General features: G+C 44.0%; 14 protein-coding genes. 7 read left to right on the forward strand and 7 right to left on the reverse strand.

Annotation, left to right across the window (positions count from 1 at the left end; genetic code table 11):
- Positions 1–43: 43 nt before the first annotated feature.
- Positions 44–886 (forward strand): NAD(+) diphosphatase, encoded by an 843-nt coding sequence (nudC, locus tag H8S75_RS27800; protein WP_187024306.1) that lies wholly within the window; start codon positions 44–46, stop codon positions 884–886.
- Here the strand turns inward: nudC and H8S75_RS27805 are convergent.
- The 5 genes from H8S75_RS27805 to H8S75_RS27825 all read right to left on the reverse strand — a co-directional run bounded on the left by H8S75_RS27805 (position 883) and on the right by H8S75_RS27825 (position 6,273).
- Positions 883–1,992 carry a Gfo/Idh/MocA family protein gene (locus H8S75_RS27805; RefSeq protein WP_187024307.1) on the reverse strand — a complete coding sequence of 370 codons (1,110 nt, stop codon included), beginning with the start codon at positions 1,990–1,992 and terminating at the stop codon, positions 883–885. The genes nudC and H8S75_RS27805 overlap by 4 nt on opposite strands.
- A gap of 50 nt (positions 1,993–2,042) precedes the next feature.
- Positions 2,043–2,891 carry a carbohydrate ABC transporter permease gene (locus H8S75_RS27810; RefSeq protein ID WP_349769004.1) on the reverse strand — a complete coding sequence of 283 codons (849 nt, stop codon included), beginning with the start codon at positions 2,889–2,891 and terminating at the stop codon, positions 2,043–2,045.
- Positions 2,888–3,784, reverse strand: coding sequence for a carbohydrate ABC transporter permease (locus H8S75_RS27815; RefSeq protein ID WP_187024308.1), 897 nt, complete (start codon positions 3,782–3,784; stop codon positions 2,888–2,890). Before H8S75_RS27815 ends, H8S75_RS27810 begins: the two co-directional genes overlap by 4 nt.
- A gap of 61 nt (positions 3,785–3,845) precedes the next feature.
- The gene (locus H8S75_RS27820) at positions 3,846–5,234 is read right to left on the reverse strand and encodes an ABC transporter substrate-binding protein (protein ID WP_187024309.1); all 1,389 of its coding nucleotides are present in this window, start codon (positions 5,232–5,234) and stop codon (positions 3,846–3,848) included.
- A gap of 130 nt (positions 5,235–5,364) precedes the next feature.
- Positions 5,365–6,273 (reverse strand): helix-turn-helix domain-containing protein, encoded by a 909-nt coding sequence (locus H8S75_RS27825; RefSeq protein WP_187024310.1) that lies wholly within the window; start codon positions 6,271–6,273, stop codon positions 5,365–5,367.
- A gap of 118 nt (positions 6,274–6,391) precedes the next feature.
- On the opposite strand from H8S75_RS27825, the gene H8S75_RS27830 reads away from it, so the two are divergent.
- The gene (locus H8S75_RS27830; protein WP_110322567.1) at positions 6,392–7,330 is read left to right on the forward strand and encodes an acetylxylan esterase; all 939 of its coding nucleotides are present in this window, start codon (positions 6,392–6,394) and stop codon (positions 7,328–7,330) included.
- A gap of 61 nt (positions 7,331–7,391) precedes the next feature.
- Here the strand turns inward: H8S75_RS27830 and adhE are convergent, their stop codons facing one another.
- Both adhE and H8S75_RS27840 read right to left on the reverse strand, forming a co-directional pair.
- Entirely contained in the window at positions 7,392–10,007 is a 2,616-nt protein-coding gene (gene adhE, locus H8S75_RS27835) for a bifunctional acetaldehyde-CoA/alcohol dehydrogenase (RefSeq protein ID WP_187024311.1), read from the reverse strand.
- A 209-nt stretch (positions 10,008–10,216) separates the two neighbouring features.
- Positions 10,217–10,927: a Crp/Fnr family transcriptional regulator gene (locus H8S75_RS27840; protein ID WP_002605390.1), complete on the reverse strand. Its 711-nt coding sequence runs from the start codon at positions 10,925–10,927 to the stop codon at positions 10,217–10,219.
- Between the two features lie 265 nt (positions 10,928–11,192).
- Here H8S75_RS27840 and H8S75_RS27845 point away from each other — a divergent pair, with 265 nt between their 5' ends.
- The 5 genes from H8S75_RS27845 to H8S75_RS27865 all read left to right on the forward strand — a co-directional run bounded on the left by H8S75_RS27845 (position 11,193) and on the right by H8S75_RS27865 (position 15,179).
- Complete coding sequence (locus tag H8S75_RS27845) at positions 11,193–11,396, forward strand: cold-shock protein (protein WP_187024312.1); 204 nt, start codon at positions 11,193–11,195, stop codon at positions 11,394–11,396.
- A 268-nt stretch (positions 11,397–11,664) separates the two neighbouring features.
- Positions 11,665–12,495, forward strand: coding sequence for a DUF3100 domain-containing protein (locus tag H8S75_RS27850; RefSeq protein WP_002605392.1), 831 nt, complete (start codon positions 11,665–11,667; stop codon positions 12,493–12,495).
- A 15-nt stretch (positions 12,496–12,510) separates the two neighbouring features.
- Positions 12,511–12,957 (forward strand): hypothetical protein, encoded by a 447-nt coding sequence (locus tag H8S75_RS27855; RefSeq protein ID WP_110322563.1) that lies wholly within the window; start codon positions 12,511–12,513, stop codon positions 12,955–12,957.
- Between the two features lie 96 nt (positions 12,958–13,053).
- Positions 13,054–14,403, forward strand: coding sequence for an amidohydrolase family protein (locus H8S75_RS27860; protein WP_187024313.1), 1,350 nt, complete (start codon positions 13,054–13,056; stop codon positions 14,401–14,403).
- Complete coding sequence (locus H8S75_RS27865) at positions 14,391–15,179, forward strand: sulfite exporter TauE/SafE family protein (protein ID WP_187024314.1); 789 nt, start codon at positions 14,391–14,393, stop codon at positions 15,177–15,179. The genes H8S75_RS27860 and H8S75_RS27865 overlap by 13 nt, the downstream gene beginning before the upstream one ends.
- The last annotated feature ends 26 nt before the right edge of the window (positions 15,180–15,205 follow it).

Here is a 15,205-nt window from a genome sequence, read left to right on the forward strand (position 1 = left end):
TGATATAGTTCATGATTATAGATAGAAAGAAGGCTTTTCACGCATGATTCAGGAAATTGCACCCCACCGCTTCCGGAACGAATTTTATATTAAAACTCCATCTCCGGACAGTTATATTCTATATTTCCAGGATGGTTCCATCCTGCTAAATCATACTGATTCATTAAAGATCCCTAAATTTTCCGAACTTATGGCTGCGGATGGCGACTCCGTATCCGGCCACTGCGACTATCTCTTTTCCATCGATGATAAAGAATACTTTTTGATTGATGAAACCGCCATATCTCTGTCCGGAAACGAGACACTGGCGCTCTATCCCACTTCGGTAATCCGTGATTTAGAACCGCTGTGGATTTCATTTGCAGCTGCCAACGGCGCAGAACTCCACCGATTCTACCGCAATAACCGTTTTTGCGGCCGCTGCGGTACAGCAAACATGAAAAGTAAAAAAGAACGTTCCATGGTCTGCCCTTGCTGCGGCAATACCGTCTATCCCAAGATTGCACCGGCCGTCATTGTTGCTGTCACTGATGGTGATAAGCTTCTCCTCACCAAATACGCTGGCCGTGAATATACCCGCTATGCCCTGGTAGCCGGCTACACGGAATTCGGTGAAACACTGGAGGAAACCGTCCGGCGCGAGGTCATGGAAGAAGTCGGACTGAAAGTAACAAATATCCGCTATTATAAAAATCAGCCATGGGCTTTCAGTGACTCCATGCTGGTTGGTTTTTTCGCTGAGCTGGATGGTTCTCCACAAATTCATCTGGATGAAACAGAATTATCCACAGCAGTCTGGATGAAACGCGAAGATATCCCCGGAGACTACACGAATGTAAGTCTGACTCATGAGATGATTCTTTTATTTAAGAACGGGCTGGCTTAGCCCTTAATCTCCTCAACTTTTACTTTTCTGTCTTCCCGCAGGGAAAGTGTCGCTGCATCTGCTGTTGCAATCGCCGCCCGTGCAGCTTCTCCTGTCAATAACGGTTTATATTCCTCGGAAGCCTCCTCACCATGCATAATACCATTAAAAAACTTCATCTCTTTTTTCATGATGCTGTGCAGCCACATAGGAGGTTTCTTTCCCGGATGACCATACATAATAGCACCATCCATCTCCAGACCGTTGTATATCCGTGTTCTGTCATCATCCTCCTCTCTGCTTTCATGCACCAGAAAATACTCCTCTGTTCCGTCCGCATGCTTTAAGGTCATCTTCACATTTGCCATATCGATTCTGATCGCGCCTTCTGTTCCCTGAATCATCAGATAATGCTCCGGCCAGTGGAATGCAGAACCGTATTCCATAAAAGCATACGTATTATTTCCAAACTCCATGGAAATAAGAAGCATATCATCCTCATCCCCAAACCGAGGACCGCTATGTGCCACATTTCCTCCCGTCATCGTAACTTCCGTTGCAGGCCCCATTATGAATTGAATACAATCAAGTTCATGAATATGGTGATAGAGATGCCCCCCCGATTTTGCGCGGATCTTTTTCCAGCTGATGCTCTCCTGCGGCTCTTCCCAACCATTTCTGGCCGCATGACAGTACAGTACCCTGCCGATTTTTCCCTCGTGGATTAGCTGTTTCGCTTTATGTACACCATTGAAAAAATTCATTACATGACCGGCCATAAATACAATGCCGCTGTCCTGAGCCGCTTTTACCATCTGATCACAATCCTGATAAGACAGTGCAATCGGTTTCTCACAGAACACATTCTTTTTGTAGCGTGCCGCCATCAGAACCGGATCGCGGTGTAAATAATTGGGTGTTGCCACAATTAACGCATCCACATCAGGGCGTGCACACAGTTTTTCCAGGTCTGTTTCTACATCACACCCTAATTCCTCTGCTGTCTGTACTGCATTTTCAGGATCAAGTACTGCCGCAATCCTGGCTCCTTCCTGATCCTTCATAATTCTGGCCAGTTCCGCCCCAAAATATCCGGTACCTACAATTCCATATCCAATTGTATCCATAATTGTTACTTCCTCCATTCATTTATTTTAGTATCCCTGTAAACTTAACCCTACTTAATCGACCCTTGTGAAAGTCCGCCCGCAATTTTTTTCTGAATCAGCATAAAGAAAATAATGGATGGCACTACTACGAGAACAGAGGCTGCCATCATGGTTCCCCAATCCAGAATTTCCTGGCCTTCTAATGATTTTAAGGCTATGGAAACCGTCATTTTACTGGTACTGTTAGTCATAATCAAAGCATATAACAGCTCATTCCACGCATTAATAAACGTATAAATCGCCACAGCAACAAGTCCCGGTGCAACAATAGGAAGCGCTACATTGACAAATACCTGTATTTTATTTGCTCCATCCACCCTGGCTGCTTCCTCAATCTCTAACGGAACCGTTTGAAAAAAACCTACCAGAAGCCATATTGCATAGGGAACGGAAAATGACAAATATACGATTACAAGTCCAATACGCGTATTCATAAGTCCCGCTTTTCCCATAATAATAGAATACGGTACAGCCAGCAATATTGGGGGAAACATATAAGTTGTAATTAACACCCTTGTCATAAGCTTACCGAAACGAGGGTAGAACCTTACAATTCCATAAGCTCCCAAAGCAGAGATGGTAATGGTAATCAAAGTAGATGAAAATGCAATTATTATACTGTTTCCAATATTGTTTAAGAAACCAAGATTTATCAGCACATTCTTAAAATTATCAAGTGTAACGGCACTGGGAATCAGTTTGGTCGGATTGCTTAAAAGCTCTCCCTGTTTTTTAACAGAGCAAAGCACAATCCAAAGAAGTGGAAACACTGCCATCACAGAAAGAACCGACAGATAAAGATAACTTATTGTATCGCCAACCCATCCACTTTTTAAACGTTTGTGCTTTTCCATCATGCCCCCTCCTTATCCCATTTATCAAGCAGCTTAAAATATAAAAGGCAAATTACCAGAAGGAACATCAGAAGCAGTACTGTAACCGCCGATGAGCGTCCTAACTGCTTAAGCCCCCACCCCACATTATAGGCATAAATCGGAACCGTCTCTGTTAAGTTTGCAGGTCCGCCGCCTGTAATTAAAAATATTGTGTCAAAATTATTGAAAACCCATATCGTCCTGAGAACCACCAAAAGCCCTACAACTACACGGATGTGAGGAATCGTAATATGCAGAAAGGACTGCCAGGGCGCTGCACCGTCTATCTGTGCTGCTTCATATTGATCCCTGGGAACCGTTTGGAGGGCACTTAAGACATTTACCATAATAAGCGGTGCTCCAAACCAGATATTGATCATAACCAAAGTACCAAATACAAGGGATTCATTACTTAGAAACTGAGGCGTAGACTGACAGATTCCAATCTGTACCAAAAGATTGGGAAGAAAACCGTATACTCCGCTTAAAATCCATTTCCATGCAAGTGCAATAACAATAGAGGGGAATGCCCATGGAATAATAAGTGCTGTCCGGAACAGACCCTGACCCTTTTTTATCCGATTTAGAGCCAGCGCTGCTGTAAATCCCACTCCAATCTGTCCAAGCAGAGAAAACACCGTCCATTTAATTGATGTCAGGAATGCTCCTGTAAATTCTTTATCTGACAGAATTTTTATGTAATTATCAATTCCAACAAACTTGTAATTCTGCTTAATCAGATGCTTGCTGGTAAAGCTATAAAAAACACTTGATAAAACAGGATAGAGCAATAACCCTATAACGACTGCAAGAGCCGGCAGTAAAAACAGGAAACCGGATATCCGATTCCAGTTCAGCAACTTTTTTTTCTTCATGGCAACGCTCCTTTAAGATAAATCGGGGCGATGTATCCGCCCCGTTTCATCAACTTGTTAATCATTCCAATGTTTCAAAAAGCTCGTTCAGCTTATCTTCTGCCGCTTTAGCCGCTTCCTCCACAGGCGTTCCCTTCAGTATAATTTCCTGGAACATATTCTCAATTACACCCTGACTTGTAAGCAGACCTGCCTGCGGCTTAGGACCGTATTCCATTCCGATTGCAGTTCCGGTTCCAACCGCATCTGAGATTACCTTCATTTCATTAGAAAATTTCTGAATCATCGGATCAGAAAGAAACTCTTCATTTGATGCAATGTCCTTAAGTGCAGGCAGCATGCCTACAGGAACAGACTGAAGGAACGGAACGTAGTATTCCGGCTGATACAGAAACTTAATAAATGCTTCGCAAATCTCGGGATGCTTTGAATTTTTCCATATTACCATAGGAATATTAGAGGTTTCATATCCTCTCTGCTCATCACCCTTGTTTATTGTTGGCATTGGAGCGCACGCTACATAATCCAACAGCTCCGGTGCATTAGTATCAACACCGCCAATCTGGAAACCGGAATTAAAATCAAATGCATTTTTTCCAGTATAGTACAGTGTGGCATGATCCAAAACGTTATAGTTAATTGATTCAGCCGGCGAACATTCTTTATACATCTTAACCCAATAATTAATGCCGTCTATTGCTGCCTGGCTAGTTAAATTAGCGGTTCCATCCTCTTTAATAAGAGTTTCATTCGCGCTTCTAACATAAAAATTCAAATAACGCGTCGCCATCATATCATTGGTACCCAGAGGAACCGAACAGCCGTAGACCGATCCGTTTTCTCCGTCTGAAATGGTTTTCGCGGCTGTGTATAATTCATCCCAGGTAGTAGGCACCTCAAGATTATACTTATCAAGTATATTGGTAAAATACCACATTACCTGCGCATGAGAATAGATTGGAATCGCATAGCAACTGCCGTCCACCGTCATTTCCTTAATTGGTGCTTCATAAAAACGATCTCTACCTATCTTATCAATCAGATTATCCATCGGTAAAATGGCATCCGCATCAATCATTTCTACAACATGGTTCGGAAGAGCAGTACTCATATCCGGCACATTACCCGATGCAAGACCGGTTGTCCATTTTGTATAAAAATCCGGCCAGGAAAATGTCTCAATCGTGATTTTAACATCTGGATTTTCTTTCATAAAATCATTCGCGGCTGCCTGAATGGTATCCAGGCGTCCCCCCTGTGTAAAGGAATGCCAAAACGTAATCTCACCTTTTAAGGGTTCATCTCCTGGATCTTCTTTCACTGTTTCTGCTGTTTCCTCTTGTTTTGCGTTGTTTTCTGCCGTTGTCGCAGGTGTTGAGGTGTTGCTGCTGCAAGCTGCCAGACAGGCAATAATCGGGAGTGTCAAGAGCAACGATAATGACTTTTTCATAATTTTCTCCTTTTTTATTTATTTTTTTTGTGCATTTTTATGTATTTATCATAATCTATCTTGGCACCTGCATACAAGATGTAAATCGCTTAAAATTAGCATAAAACAATTAATATTTAAACGTATGTGGCTATTTTCTTTTAAATTCTACCGTACTGCCTTCTCTGGATACCTTACGATATTCCTGAGGAGAAATTCCGAAAACCGAATGAAACGTACGGGTAAAATAATTGGGATCATTATAACCCAGGTCATATGCAATATCTGATATTCTTCGTTCTGACGCCAAAAGTTCCCGGGATGCAGTCAGCATGCGGAGCTCTTTAATATAATCTCCAGGAGATTTTCCTGTTTGTATTTTAAAAAGACGACGCAGTGAAGATTCACTGACTTCCGCAATACTGCAGAGAAGCTTTAAATCCAGAGGATCCTTTGGATGTGCTACTATATAATCCTCTACAGCCTGTATTCTTGGATCCCTGCTGACATTACCAGACTTTCTTGCACGCTGCTGCAGTTTCTCAATTGTATATGCAGTTGAATTTAGTTCAAGTTGAGACTGCTGCCTTTTTTCCCCCCGCTCTGTCAGCCATGCAATAATCAGCTCTAGATATCCTCTAATTTTAAACATTTTCCCAATGCTTTTATTAAAGCTTGCAGTCTCATAAATCTCTCTGAAATAAGACAAAACCCTTTCATCTTCCGCCTCTGTCACATCCAACACATTAAAATAGTTCGATAAAAAATCATTATTCTTAAGTTGTATAGTCGTTACAAAACGGATACTCATAAATTTAAAATCATCGGTAAATGCTTTACAGTCAAGAGTTGTCCCCTGTGGGATATAAACTACCTGATTAGGTTTTACATTATGTCTTCGTCCATCCAGAACAAATTCACCTTCGCCTGCCAGAATATAACGAAGCAGCCCATATGGCAATACTGTTGTAGGGTAGATCCACATTCGTGTGAATGAATATACATCAACATAAATAAAGTTAAAACGAAGTGAATAGATAAGTGAATGATTCTCCTCCATTGTACCTCTCCTTAATAATTCGATTGAAATATAGTTGTTTTGTCTTGATTATAATCAAAATATTACTATCGGTAAAGTTATTTTATGACTATAATAGTTTAAAAGGAGGTGTGCTATCATGCCAAAAGAACTATTTTCAGAAGCTCAAGCCTTTTCTTGTTATCCATCATCACATGAAATTGACAAATGGGCCTCTGATTTACTAAAGAAAAGTCAGAATATGAAAACGGAAGTGTCCATTTTACCAAACTCACCAATCCGTATCGAGTTTGGTAACAACCCCTGTACTCTTCAGAATAAATTTATTCAATTTAAAACTGAAGAAAAACGACGTACTTTTTATGGTTACTGGCAGCCATCTATAAGCTCTCCTGCCCCGCTGCTAATAAACCTGCCGGGTTACGGAGGTTTCATAAACCTTCATCCACAGCTTGCAGACATGGGGTACCATATACTTCACATATCGCCTCAGGGTTATGTTAGTCCCTCCGGTCCAGATACTTCAAAGACAGCACCGGATGGAAACTGGCCTGTACTTCATAATACAATAACGGGCAAACCGGGAGGTTACGAAGACTGGCTTACAGACTGTTTACTGGCAATACGCTGGGCAGTCTTGCAGCCTGATGTCCTTCCTGACCGGCTCTCTGTCTTTGGAACCAGCCAGGGCGGAGGAACTGCCCTTTTACTGGCATCTATTTTGGGATCGGCAGTTCGATGTGTCTGCGCAGACATTCCTTTCCTGACTAATTTTCCGTCCTCCAGGCTGAAAGGAAACGCTTACGGCATATTAAGTCCATATCGTCAATCTGTACCCGAGGATATCTTCTGGAATCGGTTGGGATATATCGATACGCTTTCTCATGCCCATCGGCTGCATATACCGGTCATGCTTTCAGGAGGCGGTCAAGATGAAGTTTGTCCTCCCGATACGGTAGAAAGCCTGTTTACAAAACTATCATGTACCAAACAGTACACACGTCTCGAACATGGGGTTCATACTCATTCTCGGGAAAGTATGGTTTTATTTGGAGCTTGGCTTCGGTTATTTGCTTAATTTATATAACACAAAGGGCCGCCCCGCGAATCGGGTACGGCCCTTTGCCACCTATTTAAACTTATTTACCGTAGTAAGCCTTTAAATACATCTCTTTGAGCTCGCTCATCAGCGGATATCTCGGGTTAGCCCCGGTACACTGATCATCAAATGCCTGCTCTACCATAGCATCTAACGTATCTAAGAAGTACTTCTCATCTACACCATACTCTTTGATCGTCTTCTTAATTCCTACTGCCGCTTTTAATTCTTCAATCTTATCGATAAATTTCTTCAATACTTCAGCATCATTCTTTCCCTGAATTCCGCAGAAACGTCCGCATTCCGCGTATCTTGCAAGTGTATGCGGATATTCATACTGCGGGAAAGTGCCCATCTTGGTTGGTACTTCAGATGCATTGAATTCCATAACCAGAGTGATTAACAAAGCATTTGCAACACCGTGTGGAAGGTGATGGAATGCCCCCAGTTTATGAGCCATGGAGTGGCATACCCCCAGGAATGCGTTATTAAATGCCATACCAGCCATACAAGAAGCATCAGCCATCTTGCATCTTGCCTCAACATTAGATCCGTCATTATAAGCTGTCGGCAGGTATTCCAGTACATTCTTCATAGCCTTTAACGCAAGGCCGTCTGTATAATCAGAAGCCATAACAGATGCATAGGCTTCCAGAGCATGAGTCAGAACATCGACACCGGAAGCGCTTGTTAAGCCCTTCGGCTGGCTCATCATGTTATCTGCATCGACAATAGCCATCTTAGGCATTAATTCATAGTCAGCCAGCGGATATTTAACGCCTGTATCCTGGTCTGTAATAACTGCAAAGGAGGTAACCTCGGAACCAGTACCGGAAGAGGTCGGGATCGCGATGAAGTATGCTTTCTCACCCATCTTCGGGAAGGTGTAGACTCTCTTACGAATATCCATGAAACGCATAGCCATATCCTGGAAGTCTACTTCCGGATGCTCATACATAACCCACATGATCTTGGCTGCGTCCATAGCGGAACCGCCGCCCAGGGCAATGATGGTATCCGGCTGGAATGCTCTCATAGCCTTTGCACCTGCCTGTGCGTTGGCAAGCGTCGGGTCTGGCTGTACATCGGAGAATACCGTGTATACGATGCCCATTTCGTCTAATTTATCTGTAATCGGTTTTGTATAACCGTTCATGTAAAGGAAGGAGTCTGTTACAACGAATGCTCTCTTCTTGCCATATACATCCTTTAATTCGCTCAGTGCAACAGGCATACAGCCTTTTTTGAAGTAAACCTTTTCAGGATTTCTGAACCACAGCATGTTCTCTCTCCTCTCGGCAACGGTCTTGATATTTAACAGATGTTTTACACCTACGTTTTCAGATACGGAGTTTCCGCCCCAGGAACCACAGCCTAATGTCAGGGATGGAGTCATCTTGAAGTTGTAGATATCACCGATACCGCCATGAGAAGATGGAGTGTTGATCAGGATACGGCACGTCTTCATAGCCTCGGCATGCTTCATGATTTTCTCATGCTCGTTTACATTTACATAAAGGGATGCCGTATGTCCATAACCGCCGTCAGCAACCAGCTGAGCTGCTTTTGCAAGCGCCTCGTCGAAATCCTTTGCCTTATACATGGCAAGAACCGGAGACAGCTTCTCATGTGCAAATTCTTCATCTATATGAACGGAATCAACCTCGCCGATTAAGATCTTGGTCGCTTCCGGTACCTCGACACCTGCAAGCTTTGCAATTGTGTAAGCCGTCTGTCCAACAATCTTGGCATTTAAAGCGCCGTTGATGATGATGGTCTTACGAACCTTCTCAATCTCATCACCCTTTAAGAAGTAGCAGCCTCTTGCCGCAAATTCTTTTCTCGCTTCATCATATACCTTTTCCAGAACGGTAACGGACTGCTCGGAAGCACAGATCATACCGTTATCAAAGGTCTTGGAATGGATAATGGAGTTTACTGCCAGTTTAATATTAGCTGTATCGTCGATGATAACCGGTGTATTGCCTGCGCCTACGCCCAGTGCCGGTTTTCCTGAAGAGTAAGCAGCCTTAACCATTCCAGGGCCGCCTGTGGCCAGAATGATATCTGCGCTTCTCATAACTTCGTTTGTTAATTCCAGTGAAGGAACATCAATCCAGCTGATGATGCCTTCCGGAGCGCCGGCCTTAACAGCTGCCTCTAAAACTACCTTTGCTGCTGCAATAGTACAGTTCTTAGCACGCGGATGTGGGGAAATGATAATCGCGTTTCTTGTCTTTAAAGAAATCAGTGTCTTAAAGATCGCGGTTGAAGTCGGGTTTGTTGTAGGAATAACAGCCGCTACGATACCGATCGGCTCTGCCAGCTTCTTAATTCCGTATGCCTTATCTTCTTCAATAACACCGCAGGTCTTTGTATCTTTATAGGCATTGTAGATGTACTCGGCTGCGTAGTTGTTTTTGATAACCTTATCTTCCACAACACCCATGCCGGTTTCTTCCACTGCCATCTTGGCGAGAGGGAGTCTCATTTTATTGGCTGCACTAGCTGCTTCATAGAAGATCTTGTCCACCTGTTCCTGTGTGAAGGTTGCAAATTCTCTCTGAGCTTCTCTCATTGCTTCCATCTTTGCAACCAAAGCGTCTACATTGTCAATGATTTCCGGAACTTTTACCTGTTCTTCTTTCTTTGCCATCCTGACTTACCTCCAGTTTTTTTAATAAGTTTAATAGGTTTTTTTTATGTTCGATATTTTTTTAACGAACTTTGTAGTATCATTATATGATTTCGTTAAATAATTGTCAATAATATATTTGACAAAAAAATAACAATATCACCCCCGTTTTTATTCAAATCTAATAAATACTTTTATACTGATATATTTTCCAGATACAGCCAGCCGTTTTACCAGTGATTTGCCCCCTTTCTCAGCACAGCCAGCTCCGCAACGGCCTTGTTATACTGCTCTTTATCAAAGGTCAGCTTTCCTTTCGTGATCCCGATCATGCCGGTATCCTTTAACTTCTTAACAGTTCTGTTCAAGGTCTTAATATTGATTCCCAGTTCCTCCTCCAGCTGATTCCTGGTAAATGGAACTGTAATGCTCGTCTTATTTCCCGTCATATGCTTATCGGCGTACTGTACCAGATACTCCAGAAGCAGAAAGTTCGGCGGATAGAACAGCGTCGCCCCATTCTTCGACGAGGAACGGTACAGCTTAAACGCCACCTTGCTGGCTATTAAATAGAGAAGATCAATATCTTCCTTAATCCACCGCTCAAAATCCTTCCTCGGCATCTGGAGGAGAACACATTCCGTAATGGTCTCCAGGGTGACAGAGGTCCGCTCCTGCCCCGCCAGGATTGTTACCTCGCCCACAAAATCTATGGCCTCGTTCTTCTCAATCATATATACGTTACCGTTTTCAAATTCATTGATGGCCCGGTGATCTCCGCAGCAGACAAATGCAAAATAGTCCAGCTCGTAATTCTTCTGGTGGATAATCTGTCCCGGCGGTATCACCTTAATGACACTGCGGGCCTTGATATCCGGCGGCATATGTTTGATATACGCCTCAAGCTTTGGCGCTCGTTTCAGCAATTCCTCCCAATTCATGTTCCGGCTCCTTTTCCGATGTTTTTGCTTCTTTTATTATACAGCGCGAAAAAACAAATGTAAAATATTGATACCAAAAACAGAAATAAAATAATTTTCAGAATTGCTTGACAATTTTTTCGTACTATGATATCATAATAGAGTATTTTAATGAGATTTTGATTCACATATTTTTGTAAGTCATTATTTGTTAATAATGCTTTACAAAAATATGTGATTTTTAGTTTCAGAACAAATATAATAATATTATATTAGGAGGTACCTCATGAATAAGGGTACAGTAAAATGGTTTAACAGCTCAAAGGGTTATGGCTTCATCACAAACGACGAGACAGGAGAAGAAGTTTTCGTTCATTTTTCCGGAATTATGACAGATGGTTATAAGTCTCTGGAAGATGGCCAGAGAGTTACTTTTGATACCACTCAGGGCAACCGTGGAATCCAGGCTGTCAACGTATACGCAGCTTAATCAGTTTCAGATTCTGAACTGATTCAAAAAAGGTTTGTACAGAGCAACGGGTACTCCCCGTTATCTGTACAGACCTTTTTTTTATTGCCTGTTTATTCATCAAATCTCCTACAATTTAGTACTATCTTATAATTATAAAAACATTTTCCCCTATTTTTGTGCAAAATATCTCATTTGTCCTTTTTTATCTGCTTCTCTTCCGCTAGAATGAAGCTATCAAACATATTTGAAGCGAATGTTACCATTTTACCAAAAGGAGCGTAAGTGTATGAAAAAAGAAACCTTCCAGTATTCCTCCCTAAAGGAGCGGATCAAGACAGAGTACCGTGTGTACATCATAGCCTTTATCTTTATCCTGATTGCAGACAGCATCGGCCAGATTAAGATTCCTCTCGGCCCCGGAATGCTGATCCTGTTCCCGATCTTCTACTCTCTCTTCATGGGTATTTTATCAGGACCGCAGATATTAAAGGTCATGAAAGAAAAAGAAGTAACCGCAGCGTCAAAGCTGGTAATCGTGGCTATCTGCCCCTTTATCGCAAAGCTCGGCATCAATGCAGGCGCCAGCCTTTCAACGGTTATTCAGGCCGGTCCCGCTCTCTTACTGCAGGAAATCGGCAACCTGGGAACGATCTTCCTCGCTCTGCCATTTGCACTTCTCCTCGGCTTAAAGCGTGAGGCAATCGGAGCAACACATTCCATCAACCGGGAAACCAATCTGGCCCTGATCACAGATATGTACGGACCGGATTCACCGGAAGCCCGCGGCAGCCTATCCATTTACATAGTCGGCGGTATGATCGGAACCATTTATTTCGGATTTATGGCTACCATGGTAGCGGCTTTAAATATTTTCCACCCATACGCACTGGGAATGGCCTCCGGCGTCGGCGCCGGCATCATGATGGCGTCAGCTACGGCCAGCTTAACAGAGATTTACCCGGCTATGGCCGATAAGATTTCGGCGCTTGCCAGCACCAGTGAGACCCTTTCGGGAATCACCGGTATCTACGTTGCTATATTTATAGGAATTCCGCTTTGCAACAAGCTGTATGCGTTCCTGGAACCAAAGATTGCACGTCTGCGCGGAGAAAAATAAGGAGGACTGACGATTATGAGATATAAAGAATGGGGATTTTTACTGGTTATTGCCTGCCTTGGCATCATGACGGCAAACTTTGTTGGATTTAAGGTAGCATTTCTCGACTCTCTGCCGGGTGTATGCGTGCTCCTTGTCATCTCCTGCATCGGAGTTGTATTAAGCAAGATTATACCGTTAAAGCTTCCTATCGTGGCCTACTGCTCGATTGTGGGACTCTTAGCGGCATGTCCGATCTCACCGATCTCTTCCTTTGTAATTGAGTCCGCCAACAAGATCAATTTCACGGCTCCTCTGACCATGGTTGGCGCGTTTGCCGGTATTTCCATCGGAAATGAGATTAAGGCCTTCGCAAAACAGGGCTGGAAGATGATAATCATCGCTCTACTCGTCATGACAGGAACATTCTTCGGCTCCGCCCTGGTTTCTAACATTGTTCTGTCTCTGACTCACGCAATTTAGACGTTGTAGTTCACAGACCGGGAAGCAGAGACCGACCGGGCTGTGAACTGCAACATTTAATTTGTTACAACTCGTATGAATTTTGGAGATTATTATATGAAAGAACTCATCTATGATATATTGATTCAAAATACGCGCATCCTGACACCGGATATGACCATTCGCTCCGGTGTAGATGTCGCCATAAAAGACGGTATGATTTCCTCGATCTGCTGCTCTGGCTCCCTCTCCTGCCCGGAGGCGGAGCAGACTGTAGACGGGAGCCGCCTCCTCTGGATGCCTGGCCTGACAGACGGTCATATGCACACCTGTCAGCAGCTGCTTCGCGGAAAGATTCTGGATGCTCTGCCGATGATCTGGACACGGATTATGCTTCCCTTTGAAAGCACGCTGACTCCGGAGGCCGTATCCTTAAGCGCCGCTCTCTGCTCCCTGGAAATGATCCGCGGCGGTACTACCTCCTTCCTCGATGCGGGAGGAATTCATATGGATGAAGCAGCCAAAATTTACATAAAATCTGGTCTGCGAGGCGCACTTACGCTGTCTACCATGGATGATACGAAAGTTCCTGATTCCATGAGGGCTGACGCGGCAGAATCCATTTCCCGTTTAAATGAGTACTACAACACCTGGAACGGCTCCGGCGACGGAAGGCTGAGCGTTTACTACTCTCTCCGCTCCCTGATTTCCTGTTCCGAGGAACTGATTCGCGGTGTATTTGAGGCGGCCTCAGAGCGCAGCGCCATGGTGGAAGCTCATATGAACGAATATCCGAATGAGATCAACTACCACCTGGAGCGCTATCAGATGCGGCCTTTGGAGTATTTAGACAGCCTCGGAGTGCTTTCAGACCATTTTGTCAGTGCACACAGCCTCCTGCTGTCAGAGCACGAGATTGAGGTTATGGCTGCTAACGGAGTTAAGGCAGTCCACTGCCCGTTCAGCAACTGCGGAAAAGGTGTCCCCAACACCCCAAGACTTCTGGAAAGCGGAATATCCGTGGCATTTGGAACGGATGGAACCGCACACGGAGGCATGAGCCTTTTCCAGGAGATGAAGATATTCCGCTCTATCATGAACATCCGTTACGGTGTCCCGGAATCCAACCCGGTAATTATGCCTGCAGAGACGATTCTCTCCATGGCTCTGGAAGGCGGAAGCTGTGCGCTCGGTTTACATAAAAAATCAGGTCAGCTGAAAGAAGGCTTCTGTGCCGATTTAATTGCGGTTGATTTAGATCAGCCTCATCTTTACCCTACAAATAATCTGGTACACACCCTGGTAGAAAGTGTTTCATCTCAGGATGTAATCCATTCCATCGCCGCAGGGAAATTTCTGATGAAGAACAGAGAAATTCTCACGCTGGACGAAGAAAAAATACGCTTTGAAGCGCATTCCTGGCTTACGAAAAACCATCTTATGGAGGACGAATTATGTTACCGGTAATAGCTGTAATGAACCTGATTGTTGGCACCCTGGTAGGAGTCTCCGGCATCGCCGGATTCCTGCTTCCCATTGTATTCACTGGATATTTAGGCATGGATTTAAGCCTCTCTCTGGCCTTGAGTTTTATCTCCTTTCTCACCTCGGGAATCATCGGTTCCTACCGCTATCAGAGGCAGGGACAGATGGATCTAAAATTTGGTGTTCTGGTGGGAATCGGAAGTATCGCGGGGGCGGTGCTCGGCGTCAAGCTGAATTTTATGATTCCTCTGACTACCGCTAAGATGTTTCTTTACCTGGTGGTGCTGGCGTCCGGCCTCTCTATCCTGGTTAAGAAGGATAAACCGGAGGCTGCTTCCTCTGGTGATTCATCTGCTGTTTTACCGTCCGGCTCTCCAGTTTATACCGGATTACTTGGCAACAAGCCATTCGTACTGCTGTTTGGTTTTATCACAGGCGCCATCTGCGCTCTTTCCGGTGCAGGCGGGCCGATTCTCGTCATGCCTATACTGGTTACGCTTGGAATGCCGGTTCGGACTGCTGTGGGTGTCAGCCTGTTTGACTCCATTTTTATTGCTCTTCCTGCCTGCGTGGGATATCTCTCCAATTGCCCGAAGGAGGGACTTCTCGTTCTCTGTCTAATCAGCTTTGTATGCCAGGCCATCGGCGTTTTCTTCGGAGCAGGACAGGCGGGACGAATAAATGTAAGGGTTCTTAAGAAGGGCGTGGCTGTTTTTTCAATTGCTATCGCGGTTTATATGATTATTGGATTGATTTAAGAACTTTGCATTCCTGCTAATCTATG

The organism is Hungatella hominis (genome assembly GCF_014288005.1).
GTDB lineage: Bacteria > Bacillota > Clostridia > Lachnospirales > Lachnospiraceae > Hungatella > Hungatella effluvii.

Coding starts and splice junctions, on each gene's coding strand:
- nudC (WP_187024306.1), top strand. CDS start 44: ATGATTCAGGAAATTGCACCCCACCGCTTCCGGAACGAATTTTATATT.
- H8S75_RS27805 (WP_187024307.1), bottom strand. CDS start 1,992: ATGGATACAATTGGATATGGAATTGTAGGTACCGGATATTTTGGGGCG.
- H8S75_RS27810 (WP_349769004.1), bottom strand. CDS start 2,891: ATGATGGAAAAGCACAAACGTTTAAAAAGTGGATGGGTTGGCGATACA.
- H8S75_RS27815 (WP_187024308.1), bottom strand. CDS start 3,784: ATGAAGAAAAAAAAGTTGCTGAACTGGAATCGGATATCCGGTTTCCTG.
- H8S75_RS27820 (WP_187024309.1), bottom strand. CDS start 5,234: ATGAAAAAGTCATTATCGTTGCTCTTGACACTCCCGATTATTGCCTGT.
- H8S75_RS27825 (WP_187024310.1), bottom strand. CDS start 6,273: ATGGAGGAGAATCATTCACTTATCTATTCACTTCGTTTTAACTTTATT.
- H8S75_RS27830 (WP_110322567.1), top strand. CDS start 6,392: ATGCCAAAAGAACTATTTTCAGAAGCTCAAGCCTTTTCTTGTTATCCA.
- adhE (WP_187024311.1), bottom strand. CDS start 10,007: ATGGCAAAGAAAGAAGAACAGGTAAAAGTTCCGGAAATCATTGACAAT.
- H8S75_RS27840 (WP_002605390.1), bottom strand. CDS start 10,927: ATGAATTGGGAGGAATTGCTGAAACGAGCGCCAAAGCTTGAGGCGTAT.
- H8S75_RS27845 (WP_187024312.1), top strand. CDS start 11,193: ATGAATAAGGGTACAGTAAAATGGTTTAACAGCTCAAAGGGTTATGGC.
- H8S75_RS27850 (WP_002605392.1), top strand. CDS start 11,665: ATGAAAAAAGAAACCTTCCAGTATTCCTCCCTAAAGGAGCGGATCAAG.
- H8S75_RS27855 (WP_110322563.1), top strand. CDS start 12,511: ATGAGATATAAAGAATGGGGATTTTTACTGGTTATTGCCTGCCTTGGC.
- H8S75_RS27860 (WP_187024313.1), top strand. CDS start 13,054: ATGAAAGAACTCATCTATGATATATTGATTCAAAATACGCGCATCCTG.
- H8S75_RS27865 (WP_187024314.1), top strand. CDS start 14,391: ATGTTACCGGTAATAGCTGTAATGAACCTGATTGTTGGCACCCTGGTA.